The organism is Tenacibaculum sp. TB-56 (assembly GCF_059716275.2).
The window spans coordinates 1332753-1344726 of sequence record NZ_CM201367.1; the positions used below are offsets into that span (position 1 = coordinate 1332753).

Here is an 11974-nt window from a genome sequence, read left to right on the forward strand (position 1 = left end):
AAAAACGAGGTTCGTTAAACTTTTATGGAGTTATAATTATTGAATGACAATTGAATAGGAGGATTCATTATGTTGTTTGTTAACAGTCAGTATAAGGTAATAAAAGTTTTATGGGCAAGAACTTTTTAGGGTTTAAATTGATGTTTTTAGTTTATTCACACTAATCCAGTATTATTTTATGTACTGTTATATGTAAATCCTTAATTTCTATATGGTCCAAGAAACTTATCACCATTAAAATGTACCATATGGTCAGGATTATCGGCAATCCAAACCTCAGTTTCCCAAGCTATCTCAGCCATAAATTGTCTAAACTTTAATCTGTCTAAAAAAGTAGTTACAAAGACAATATCAGCTGTACATTTTTCAGTTAATTTTTGGAGTTGAATAAGTCGTATTTCGCTTATTGGTCCAGAAGAATGAACAGCTTCTATTAAATAAAGCCAATTTTTCTTTTTAGAATAAGCGATTACATCAGGTAATTCTTCGTGAGATATTTCAAAGAAATTTAACTCTTTGAGTTTTTCAGTTTCTAAGTATAAATATTTGTCTGAAGTATCTCCTACATATAAAACTTCTGCACCAAATCCATATCTAGGTAAAAAGTCTTCAATAATTGCCTTTTGCAAATCGTTATGTTCACCAGCAGAAAACTCAAGTTTTCCCCCAGATGGTAAGGTAACTTTTACCTTTTGTATTTCTCTTTGTCTTTTTAGTTTTTGATTTAAAGGTTCAACACCTTCAAGTTTTTTGGCAACAAGTTGTTTCCAATTATCAACACCATATTTTTTTATGAGCTCTGCATAAAGTGGGTTGACACAATATCCACGAGTAGAGTCATTTGTTGCAGAATTTGGACTTGATCTTAAAACAACCTCTGCAATAGTAAGTAGTTTTAAATCTTTTCTCCTTATATCATCGTAAGAACCTGAACTAATATTTTCTCCAAAATTTAAATTTACGTAATCTATTATATCTCTAGTCTTTAAAGAATAACCACTATTTGAATCTTTTATAGACTTAAAATCATTTATATTTTTAATGTCAGCAGTAGCTAAAAAAGCAATTGCCATTCTCTCTAGTCTTCTATGTGTTGAATCTGTAGGTATACCAAAACATTCTAAAATATGTAGTGTAGTATTTATCAGTTCCTGAACTTGTTTGCTTTTTTGGTTAAATGTTTTTGATTTATCTGGACTGATATATTGTTTCATTTTCGAATAGTTTGAATTGTTGGTCTTCTGTTATTAGATATGTTGAATCATTTGTCAAATAGTCTTTAATACTCGAAGCTAAATGATAAGCAAAGTTTGGTGCTACTGCATTCCCAATTTGATTGTATTGATGTGTTTCTGTGCCTGAAAAATCAAACCAATCAGGAAAACTTTGAAGTCTTGCAGCTTCTCTAACTGTAATTCTACGTCTTCTTCCGTCTTTTAATCTAACTCGGTGCATGTCACCAGTAGCTCCAGCTAAATTTCTACAAGTTAAAGTTCTAGCAGGTCTGTCTAGGTATAAATCTCTCGGGTTTACGCACTTTGAAGCTTTTTCATATTTTGCAACATACTCATCCATAGATTTTGTAAAAAATTTTGAGTTTTCGTCAAACTGAAAAGCTAGTTCTCCCAAAGCATCTCCTGCTGTAACTTTTCTATTTATTTTTTTAGGCAATCTATTTTTCTTTTTTGAACCAATGACAATAACTCTTTCTCTATTTTGAGGAACTTCATAGTCTTTTGCATTTAGCAAAGAGTAGCTTATATAATACTCTAATTTTTCAAGTTCTTCAATAACTTCTTTTAAATACCATTTGTTTTTATAGAGCATTCCACGAACATTCTCGAATAGAAGTATTTCTGGATTTAATTGCTTAACCGCAGATAGAAAAATAGGAAATCCATCACGAGAATCTTTTAATCCAAGTTGTTTTCCTCCAACACTAAATGGTTGACAAGGATGATCCTCCAATAACAATATCTGCTTTTGGATAAATAGTTTCCGTTGTTAGTTTTAGATTGAAGCATTCTCCAATTAAATTTTTATTATATGTTTTTGTGGCGTTTTGATCCATTTCATAACCAATAGTTTTAAATCCATTAGCTTCAAATCCTAGGGAAAGCCCGCCGCAACCAGCAAATAAATCAACTACTGTTTTATTTAAATCAGTATCAATCCAAGGTTTCAGTTTATTGTTTATTTCTTCCCAATATTCCATTTTGTAAAGGTACAATTTTTCTGTCTCATTATTTTCCACACTATGAATAAGGGCAAGATACTTATTATCAAAAGAAAAATCAGAAATCAAATAAAAAAGCAATCTCATTTGAGATTGCTTTACTAGTTTTTTGCTTGTTTCTAACAACATCCACCACCATCGTAATGATAGGTAGATTCCGAGAAAAATATATCGTCTCTTCCCAATGCTTTTAAATCCGAGGCTGTTTTATCACAAATCGCTAAGGGTTGGTTTTTTAATAAGGTGTGTCCTGCTCCGTCATCAAAATAATCTTCATCACCAAAGTAAATGGCAGCTTTTCCTGTAAACACACAAGGTCCGTCAGCAGGCATAGGATCTTTAATCGCTGCTACTTCAATCGATTCAATATAAATCAATTCATCGGTAGGATAATTTTTAGGATCTAAAATTCTATACGGTTTACGTGCTCTTATTTCAATGGTTCCAAAACCAGCATCAGTCAACATTTTAACATATTCCGCAATCGGTAAACTTCCGCTTAAACATAAAGCACGTAAACGTTCGTCGTTGCGTAAGGTTTCGTTCATAGGTTGCTCACACGTAGGGTCGCTCATAACCAAACGTCCGTGAGGCTTCAATACACGGTACATTTCAGCAATGGCTTTTTTTAGTTCTTCAGCTTTAAAAATGTTGAATAAACAGTTTTGAGCAGCCACATCAATCGAATTATCTTCTACAGGTAAGTGTAAAGCATCACCTTTGCGTAAATCTACAAACTCACTTTTAAACCAATCGTTTTGCGCTTCGGCTTCCATAAAATTCTTTTGAGAAGCTTCTAACATTTCATCTACCACATCGATTCCAATCACGCCGTTTTTCTGACGAGAGAAATACGCAAACTGCAACAATTCCATTCCTCCGCCAACACCAACATAGAGTATTTTAGGATTGTTGGTTAAATCACGAGCATGCACAGTAGAACCACATCCGTAGTTCATTTCTTGCATAATTTTCGGAATTTTTAATCCTGGCAACTCCCAAATAGGGTTTGTTGTACAGCATAAACCAACATCAGGGGTTAAGGCTGCTTCTTTATATACATCTATTGTGGTTTCTAAGTAACTCATCTTTTTAAGATTAAAGACCGCTTTGCTGTTAGATAAAAGAATAAAGACTTGTATTGTTTGTCTTGATTCTTGAGTCTAATAGTCTTGCTTCTATAAATTAGTAATTAATTCTTTAAAAAGTGTAATCATTTTCGGTTCTGCTTTTCCTGCAACTTCAATGATTTCGGTAATATCAACAGGTTGTAAATTTTTAGGATCGCACTCATCGGTTAATACCGAAACAGCTGCACACGGAATGTTGAGTTGTTTTGCTACTATTACTTCAGGTACGGTACTCATTCCTACCGCATCTACTTCTAAAATTTGTAACATTCTGTACTCTGCTCTGGTTTCCAATTGCGGACCTACAACACTTGCATATACTCCTTCTTTCAGGTCTATGTCGTTAGCTTTAGCGATTGCTTTCATTTTTGTATTCAGTTTTTTTGAATACGGTTCTAGCATATCGGCAAAAATATTTCCGAAGGCATTAGCTCCTTTAAAGGCTAGGGGAGAACCTCCTTGTAAATTCAAGTGATCTTCTAGTAACATCAAATCACCTTTTTTATAAGAAAGGTTGATAGCACCTGCAGCATTAGAAACTAATAACGTTTGAATACCTAACGCATACATGGTTCTGATACCATAGGTAACTTCCCATAAATTATACCCTTCATACATATGAAAACGACCAGACATAACAACTACTTTTTTGCCTGATAAAGTTCCGTAAATTAACTTTCCGGAGTGAAATTCTACCGTTGCTTGTGGAAAGTGGGGAATGTCTGCATAGGAAACTTCTTGCTCAATAGTTATTTCATTGATTAATTTTCCTAACCCTGTTCCTAAAACAATTCCTATTTCTGGGTTGGTAATTCCTTTATGTTGAAGAAACTCTTGTGTTTCTTGTAGTTGTTGTTTTTTTAGCATTTTATATCGTGTTTGTCATTATGGGGAGTGACGGTTAGTTTAAAAACTGATTGAATACTGGGTTATTTTTGATGTCGTCAAAAACATCTACATCATTTAAGGTTTCCAACAAATGTACTGATTCGTTTTGTAAATCGTTCAACGTATCTTTTCTAACAGTTGAGGTTCCCCAGTTTTTATTTTGAAAAATGTTTGCACGAAGTTTTTTCATGCCCAATAAGTAATAACCTCCATCTTCTGCAGGTCCCATAACGACATCGTTTGCGTTGAGTTTTTCAAAAGCTTTATTGATATGTTCAGAAGTCAAATCTGGCAAATCGCTACCAATAATTACAACTTTTTCATATTCAGTAGAAAACGCTTGTTGAAAGGCATTGTACATTCGTATACCTAAATCGTTTCCATCTTGCAGGTGCTTTTGATATACTGAAGCATCCCAAATATCATTTTCACGAACTTTTACTGAGTAGTACACAGCTTTGTCACAAGATAAATTTTGGGTGACTTGTTTTGTGTGTTCTAATAAGAATTTATAAATATCTAACGCAGCTTCGTCTCCAATTGTTTTAGCTAAACGTGTTTTTACTTTACCTAACTCAGGGTTTCTGGTGAAAATTAAAAGAAGATTTTTTGACTTAGGCAATAAAGACATATTGTTTGTAAAGGTGTTTCGAAATTAATGTGTTATGCTACAGTTCCTTGGCAGCTGCTACCAGCCCCTGCGGTACATCCGTAACAATGTTGGTTGATAATGATATCTCTATTTTGTAACAATGCTTCGTTGTATTCAGAAATATGTTGGGATTTACTGGCTACTTTTAGGTTTAGCATCTGGTTGAAATCACAATCGTATAAATATCCGTCCCAACTTACAGATAAGGTATTGGTACACATTACATTTTCTACCGCCATAGGATTGTAGGCTTCTACTAAGGAATACATATAATCTTCGTAATTTTCAGAAGCAATTAAGTAATCTAAAAATCGACTGATAGGTAAATTGGTAATTGCAAATAAACTGTTGAATGAGATTCCGAAATCTTCATATAATGCTTTCTTGAAATCAGCTTCTAAAGCAGCTTGATCTCCTGGTAAGAAGGCGCCTGATGGATTGTATACCAAGTCTAATTGTAAACTAGTTCCTTCAATTCCATAACCCTCAGCATTTAGCATTTTTAAAGCTTCAATAGACTTGTCGAAAACACCATCACCACGCTGCTTGTCGGTTTTTCCACGTGTCCAATGTGGCATAGAAGAGACCACATGTATATTATGTTTCTTGAAGAACTCAGGTAAGTCGTGATATTTTTTATTAGCTCTGATGATGGTTAGGTTAGAGCGAACAATAAAATCTTTGATTCCTGCTTTGGAAGCTTCTTCTACAAACCATCGAAAATTAGGATTCATTTCAGGAGCACCTCCTGTTAAGTCTAAGGTGTGTGCTTCCGTTTTTCGAATAACCTCTAAACATTGCTCCATGGTTTCTATGGTCATAATTTCTTTTCGATCAGGACCTGCATCTACATGACAATGTGCACAAACTTGATTACACATGTATCCTAAATTAATTTGAAGAATTTCTAATTTTTTAGGACGTAAAGGAAACTGATTGGTTTCTTTGAGTTTTTTTGCAAACGTAGGTAATTCGCCATCAGCAAAAACCCCGTTTGATAAGATTTCAAGCTGACGTTGCGTGTTTGCTAAGTCATTATTTCTTGCTAAAAGTGATTTCTTCATACTTACATTTCTAGTTTGTTCACTTTGTTCATCATTTGAACTCCGTGTACTAAAGTAGCACCACTTTTAATAGCAGCTCCTACGTGAATGGCTTCCATCATTTCTTCTTTAGTGATTCCGCGTTGCAATCCGTCTTTTGTATACGCATCAATACAATAGGGGCATTGTTCGGTATGCGCAACAGCTAAAGCTATTAAGCTTTTTTCGCGTGCCGTTAAGGCGCCTTCTTCAAAGACTTTTCCGTAGTATTCGAAAAACTTGTTTCCTAATTCTTCACTCCACTCAGTAATTTTACCAAACTTTCGTAAGTCGGCAGGATCGTAATATGTTTTTGACATGTATTTTATTTTGGGGGTTAGACGAGACGTTTATTGATACTTTACAAGCAATATTATGAAAAGTATAGATACAAAAAAAGCCTTAACAAATTTGTTAAGGCTTTTGTACTGAAGGCGGGACTTGAACCCGCACGGGCATTACGGCCCATTGGATTTTAAGTCCAACGTGTCTACCAATTCCACCACTTCAGCGTATGTGCTTTGTTAATGACTACTTTTAAAATGAAACCTCACTCATACAAGTGAGGTTTCTTGGTACTGAAGGCGGGACTTGAACCCGCACGAGCATTACGGCTCATTGGATTTTAAGTCCAACGTGTCTACCAATTCCACCACTTCAGCATACTCTTTTAAAAAAGGCTTGAGCGAAAGACGGGATTTGAACCCGCGACCCTCACCTTGGCAAGGTGATGCTCTACCCCTGAGCTACTTTCGCGTAGTCATTTATTATTTTAATGAACGTGCATTACTGCGAATGCGGGTGCAAATATAAAACCTTTTTTTTAATTACAAAGCACTTTTTAATTTTTTTCAATTTTAATTCCAATAAAAATTTATGGTGGTTCAATAAGAATGGAATATCTTTGCAGAAATTTTTTAAAATTAGAAGTGAATTCTGTTTCATCTGTACATACTAAACCCTCTGTAAAATCAATAGTTAAAGATTTTAAACAATTAACTAAAGTTGGATTATCTATAAGTGTAGTTTTTACATCGGTTACAGGATATTTATTAGGAGCAGAAACGATTGATTATACTACTATAATATTATTAGCTTTAGGAGGCTACTTAATGGTAGGGGCATCTAATGCTTTTAATCAGGTAATAGAAAAGGATATTGATGCGGTAATGCAACGCACAAAAAATCGTCCGTTACCTTCTGGAAGAATGTCTACGACCGTAGCATTAACTATAGCAACTCTTTTTACGATAGCGGGTATTGCAATTTTATATATTATAGATCCGAAATGTGCTTTATTTGGGGCGATTTCTATCTTTTTATATACAAGTGCTTACACACCATTAAAAGCAGTAACACCTTTAGCAGTATTTGTAGGGGCAATTCCTGGAGCGATTCCTTTTATGTTAGGATGGGTAGCAGCAACAGGTAAATTTGGTATTGAAGCTGGATTTTTATTTATGATTCAGTTTTTTTGGCAGTTTCCTCATTTTTGGGCTATTGGTTGGTTACAATTTGAAGAATATAACAAGGCAGGTTTGCACATGTTGCCAATGGATAAAAAAGACAAAGGTGCTGTGGTGCAAATTATTTTTTATACCTGCATAATGATTTTAATGTCAATTGCGCCTGTGTTAAAAGTAACAGGAGATTTATATATATATCCGTTAACAGCAGTAATTATTCTATTATTAGGATTGTTAATGTTGTATTACGCAATACAATTATATAAAACAGAAAAAAACACTGATGCACGTAAATTGATGTTGGCAAGTGTTTTTTATATTACAATAGTGCCCATTATATATGTGGTAGATAAATTTTTACACTAATGAGTGAACAATCGTTACAAGAAGAATTAAAAGTAGCTAAACGTAAATCGGCTAAACCAATGCTATGGATTTCCATGGTAAGTATGGTAATGTTTTTTGCAGGATTAACCAGTGCTTACGTAGTAAGTATGAATCGTGAAGATTGGGTTACCTTCGATTTACCTCAGGCATTTTACATTAGTACCGTGTTAATTGTACTAAGTAGTATTACGTTGTTTTTCTCTCAAAACTTATTGAAAAAAGACAATATTAAAGGTTCTTTCATTTTATTATTAGTTACATTGGTGTTAGGTTTAGGCTTTGTGTGGTATCAATGGGTAGGATTTAATGAATTAAAAAATACAGGATTATATTTTACAGGACCTGAAAGTACAGTATCAACATCGTATATAATAGGAATAACATTTATGCACGTTTTACACTTGTTAGCAGGGGTAATCGTGTTATTGGTTGTTATTTATAATCATTTTAAAAAGAAGTATACATCAAGCAATATGCTTGGATTTGAACTAGGTGCAATCTTTTGGCATTTTGTAGATGTATTGTGGATTTACCTATTTTTCTTTTTCTATTTTATTAGATGATGAAAAATGCGTAATTTTGGCGCACTGATTAAACAAAAATTAACAAAAAGAGATTTATGGGAGCAAATATTGCTGTAAATTCTGACAACAAAGAGACCTGGGGCGGAGGTGGTGTAAAACCATTTGGCGCTAGTTATGGGAAAATGATGATGTGGTTTTTCATCGTATCTGATGCATTAACTTTTTCGGGCTTTTTAGCAGCGTATGGTTTAACACGTTTTAAGTTTATTGACTCTTGGCCTATTGCTGATGAGGTATTTACACACTTTCCTGGTTTACACGGTGTTCATGCACCGATGTATTACGTAGCATTGATGACATTTATTTTAATTGTATCATCGGTAACAATGGTGTTAGCCGTAGATGCAGGTCATAAAATGCAAAAGAAAAAAGTAGCTTGGTACATGTTTGCTACCATCGTTTTTGGTATTATTTTCGTAGGTTCTCAGGCTTGGGAATGGAAAAACTTCATTAACGGTTCTTACGGAGCTGTTAAAACTGCCGATAATCACATTTTACAATTTGTAAAAGACGGACATCAAATAGCATTGGCTGATTTTGTTCATAATGATAGAAAAGAAGGAAGAGTTCAACACCAAAGAGAAAATGGATTGTGGTTTGTAGACGAAGCAACAATTTCTCAATATTCAGTAGCTCAAGTTCAAGAAGCTTTTAAAGCAGATCCTTCTTTATTAATTAGAATCGAAAGAATTAATCCTGAAACGAAACAAAAAATTGTTTTATCAAGAGAAGAAAGTATCGCTAAGTTAGCTACAGCAACTAAAGTTGTTGAAGGAGCAAACTTAATAGAGAACGAATATGGTAACCCTATTTTTGCTGATTTCTTCTTCTTTATTACTGGTTTCCACGGATTCCACGTATTTTCAGGAATTATCTTAAATATCATTATCTTCTTTAACGTTGTATTAGGTACGTACGAGCGTAGAAGAAGTTACGAAATGGTTGAAAAAGTAGGTTTATATTGGCACTTTGTAGATTTAGTTTGGGTATTCGTATTTACCTTCTTCTACTTAGTATAATCAAAAAACAATAGTAAAAATGGGTCACGCACACGAATCAAATACAAAAAGAATTTGGATTGTTTTAGCAATCTTAACCATAGTAACAACAGTAGAAGTAGTTTTAGGTATTATTAAACCTGCTGCTTTACACTTACACGGTTGGGGTACTAGTTGGTTAAACTGGATATTTATCATCTTAACAATAGTAAAAGCATATTATATTGCTTGGGCATTTATGCACTTAGAAGGAGAAAAACCATGGTTAAGAAGAGCCATTGTTTGGACAGGTGTTTTCTTAATATGTTATTTAGTAACACTAGTGTTAATAGAAGGTGATTACTTATACGATACATTAGCACCATTAGTAAAGTGGTAATCAAAATAAAATGAGAAAAGAGGTGGTGTTAACCGCCTCTTTTTGTATATAAGATTTAGTAAAATGGATAAAACAAGAAAATACATAGTACTGTTAGCGCTTTTTATAGTGCCGCTATTGTTTTATATTTTTTTGTCACTAGGAATCAATAATTTCGCAAAATTACCGGTGCTTACAGAAAATGTAATTGATATATCATCAGTAAGTAAACAACATCAATTTGATAAAAAAATATCAATTGTTACTTTTTTAGGAAAGAATGTAGAGGAAGTAAAAGGGGAATTATTCAATCTTAACGAAAAAATATACAAACCATTTTACGGATTTAAAGATTTTCAACTAATTGTAATAGCTTCTCCTGATGTTAAAGACGATGTTGAAAAACTTGAAAAAGAAATTGGCGCTTATACCAATATGATTAGCTGGAAGTTTGTTTATGCGTCTGATACCGAAATTGAAGTATTGTACGATAGCTTTAAAACAAACCAATCATTAGATAATAAACTGCACTCATCTAAAGCTTTTATAATTGATAAGGAAGGAAATTTAAGAGGAAGAAATGATGATGAAGATAGCGTTGATGGAAAGTTGTTTGGGTACAATATGACATCGGTAGCAGAGTTGAATAATAAAATGAAAGACGATGTTAAGGTTGTATTGGCAGAATATCGTTTAGCATTAAAAAAGAACAACGCAGACAGACAGATTTAATTAGACTTGAGTCATGAAAAAACAGAATTATTCTTACGTAGGTATTTCATTAATCGTTTTACTTTTCGGAATTTATGCTATTCCTAAAATCATAGCACACTTTCAAACAGCGAACTTGCACAAGTTTAACAAGGTGCCAGATTTTGAGTTTATCAATCAAGATGAGAAAGTAATTACTAATAAAGATTATGAAGGAAAGGTATATGTAGTTGAATTTTTCTTTGCTACATGCCCAACAATATGTCCATTGATGAATCAAAAAATGGTAGAAATTCAAAACGAATTTATGGGGAATCCTAATTTCGGAATCGCTTCGTTTTCAATTACTCCAGATATAGATACTCCACACCAATTAAAAGAATATGCTAAGAACAATGGTATAAACCATAAAAACTGGCATATGTTAACCGGAAAAGGAGATGATGTAGTGTATGAGTTATCTAACGAAGGGTTTAAGTTGTATGCAGGTAAAGGAGAAGTTAGTCATGGCGGATTCGAACATTCAGGATTATTTGCTTTAGTAGATAAAGATGGATATATAAGATCACGATACGATGAAAACGGAAATCCGATAATGTATTACAGAGCATTAGACGAGCATGGTTTTGGTGATCAAATAACAGAGTTGAAAGAAGATATTAAGTTATTATTAAAAGAATAACATGAGTACTACAGAAGAAAAAAAATATAAGAGGTTTATTACAATAGTTTCTATTGTGGTTCCTATTGCAGTAGCAGCGTTGTTTGGTATTAAAATACCGAATGTAGAACCGTTGTCGTTTTTACCTCCTATTTATGCCAGTATTAACGGATTTACAGCAGTATTATTAGTTGCTTCTGTTGTGGCTATTAAAAACGGTAAAAGAAAATTACACGAGCAGTTAAATACAACAGCAATAATTTGTTCTGCGTTATTTTTAGTAATGTATGTGGCTTACCACATGACCTCTAATTCAACACCATTTGGAGGAGAAGGAACAATAAGATATGTGTATTTCTTTATTTTAATAACACATATTTTATTATCTATTGTAATTATACCTTTTGTATTAATTACATTTATGAGAGCGCGTTTAGGAAATTTTCCAGAACATAAAAAAATAGCAAAAATTACATTTCCATTGTGGTTGTATGTGGCGGTAACAGGAGTTGTAGTGTATTTAATGATATCACCTTATTATGTATAAAAAACTTGTAGTATTAGCATTATTATTGTTCTTCACATTAAACACATCTGCACAGTGTGCTATGTGTAAAGCTGTTATTGAAGGAGATAATCCTTCTGTTGCCGAAGGAGTGAATAACGGAATTACTTACTTAATGGTTTTTCCATATATTTTAGTGGGAACACTTTTTTATTTTATTTACCGTCATAAAAAGAAAGGTAAAGAGTAATTTAATTTAGCAAAGTTTTTTGTAACAAATTATATTTTTAATCGTCATATAGAGGCAGTTAAAAAT

At 33.3% G+C, this 11974-nt stretch carries 16 protein-coding genes and 3 tRNA genes; 8 read left to right on the forward strand and 11 right to left on the reverse strand.

Translation table 11 applies throughout. From position 1 onward, the window contains the following. Positions 1–200: 200 nt before the first annotated feature. From AC3VI6_RS06405 to AC3VI6_RS06455, 11 genes are all read right to left on the reverse strand, one after another. Positions 201–1214: a BsuBI/PstI family type II restriction endonuclease gene (locus AC3VI6_RS06405; protein WP_497705573.1), complete on the reverse strand. Its 1014-nt coding sequence runs from the start codon at positions 1212–1214 to the stop codon at positions 201–203. Continuing rightward, positions 1189–1968 carry a DNA cytosine methyltransferase gene (locus tag AC3VI6_RS06410; RefSeq protein ID WP_497705574.1) on the reverse strand — a complete coding sequence of 260 codons (780 nt, stop codon included), beginning with the start codon at positions 1966–1968 and terminating at the stop codon, positions 1189–1191. Before AC3VI6_RS06410 ends, AC3VI6_RS06405 begins: the two co-directional genes overlap by 26 nt. Further along, positions 1940–2365 (reverse strand): DNA cytosine methyltransferase, encoded by a 426-nt coding sequence (locus AC3VI6_RS06415; protein WP_497705575.1) that lies wholly within the window; start codon positions 2363–2365, stop codon positions 1940–1942. The genes AC3VI6_RS06410 and AC3VI6_RS06415 overlap by 29 nt, the downstream gene beginning before the upstream one ends. Then, positions 2356–3324 (reverse strand): arsenosugar biosynthesis arsenite methyltransferase ArsM, encoded by a 969-nt coding sequence (gene arsM / locus AC3VI6_RS06420; protein WP_497705576.1) that lies wholly within the window; start codon positions 3322–3324, stop codon positions 2356–2358. The genes AC3VI6_RS06415 and arsM overlap by 10 nt, the downstream gene beginning before the upstream one ends. Before the next feature lie 90 nt (positions 3325–3414). Continuing rightward, positions 3415–4233 (reverse strand): purine-nucleoside phosphorylase, encoded by an 819-nt coding sequence (locus AC3VI6_RS06425; protein WP_497705577.1) that lies wholly within the window; start codon positions 4231–4233, stop codon positions 3415–3417. Between the two features lie 34 nt (positions 4234–4267). After that, positions 4268–4885 carry a TIGR04282 family arsenosugar biosynthesis glycosyltransferase gene (locus AC3VI6_RS06430; protein WP_497705578.1) on the reverse strand — a complete coding sequence of 206 codons (618 nt, stop codon included), beginning with the start codon at positions 4883–4885 and terminating at the stop codon, positions 4268–4270. A 32-nt stretch (positions 4886–4917) separates the two neighbouring features. Then, a complete protein-coding gene (gene arsS, locus AC3VI6_RS06435) occupies positions 4918–5970 on the reverse strand; it encodes an arsenosugar biosynthesis radical SAM (seleno)protein ArsS (protein WP_497705579.1) in 1053 nt (350 codons plus the stop codon). A gap of 2 nt (positions 5971–5972) precedes the next feature. Then, a complete protein-coding gene (locus AC3VI6_RS06440) occupies positions 5973–6308 on the reverse strand; it encodes an arsenosugar biosynthesis-associated peroxidase-like protein (RefSeq protein ID WP_120185760.1) in 336 nt (111 codons plus the stop codon). A gap of 106 nt (positions 6309–6414) precedes the next feature. Further along, positions 6415–6500: transfer RNA gene (locus tag AC3VI6_RS06445), tRNA-Leu, on the reverse strand. A 61-nt stretch (positions 6501–6561) separates the two neighbouring features. Continuing rightward, positions 6562–6650 (reverse strand) — tRNA-Leu (locus AC3VI6_RS06450). Between the two features lie 22 nt (positions 6651–6672). Then, positions 6673–6744: transfer RNA gene (locus AC3VI6_RS06455), tRNA-Gly, on the reverse strand. A 137-nt stretch (positions 6745–6881) separates the two neighbouring features. Here AC3VI6_RS06455 and cyoE point away from each other — a divergent pair. From cyoE to AC3VI6_RS06495, 8 genes are all read left to right on the forward strand, one after another. Further along, positions 6882–7820 carry a heme o synthase gene (gene cyoE / locus AC3VI6_RS06460; RefSeq protein ID WP_497705580.1) on the forward strand — a complete coding sequence of 313 codons (939 nt, stop codon included), beginning with the start codon at positions 6882–6884 and terminating at the stop codon, positions 7818–7820. Then, a complete protein-coding gene (locus tag AC3VI6_RS06465; protein ID WP_497705581.1) occupies positions 7820–8404 on the forward strand; it encodes a cytochrome c oxidase subunit 3 in 585 nt (194 codons plus the stop codon). Before cyoE ends, AC3VI6_RS06465 begins: the two co-directional genes overlap by 1 nt. A gap of 56 nt (positions 8405–8460) precedes the next feature. Then, entirely contained in the window at positions 8461–9444 is a 984-nt protein-coding gene (locus AC3VI6_RS06470) for a cytochrome c oxidase subunit 3 (RefSeq protein ID WP_497705582.1), read from the forward strand. Between the two features lie 19 nt (positions 9445–9463). Next, positions 9464–9802, forward strand: coding sequence for a cytochrome C oxidase subunit IV family protein (locus AC3VI6_RS06475; protein ID WP_274634765.1), 339 nt, complete (start codon positions 9464–9466; stop codon positions 9800–9802). A gap of 63 nt (positions 9803–9865) precedes the next feature. After that, positions 9866–10513 carry a hypothetical protein gene (locus tag AC3VI6_RS06480; protein WP_497705583.1) on the forward strand — a complete coding sequence of 216 codons (648 nt, stop codon included), beginning with the start codon at positions 9866–9868 and terminating at the stop codon, positions 10511–10513. A 13-nt stretch (positions 10514–10526) separates the two neighbouring features. Next, positions 10527–11174, forward strand: coding sequence for an SCO family protein (locus AC3VI6_RS06485; protein ID WP_274634767.1), 648 nt, complete (start codon positions 10527–10529; stop codon positions 11172–11174). 1 nt (position 11175) lies between these two features. Then, a complete protein-coding gene (locus AC3VI6_RS06490) occupies positions 11176–11700 on the forward strand; it encodes a DUF420 domain-containing protein (RefSeq protein WP_497705584.1) in 525 nt (174 codons plus the stop codon). Continuing rightward, a complete protein-coding gene (locus AC3VI6_RS06495) occupies positions 11693–11908 on the forward strand; it encodes a CAMCR motif-containing small membrane protein (RefSeq protein WP_497705585.1) in 216 nt (71 codons plus the stop codon). The genes AC3VI6_RS06490 and AC3VI6_RS06495 overlap by 8 nt, the downstream gene beginning before the upstream one ends. Positions 11909–11974: the final 66 nt, after the last annotated feature.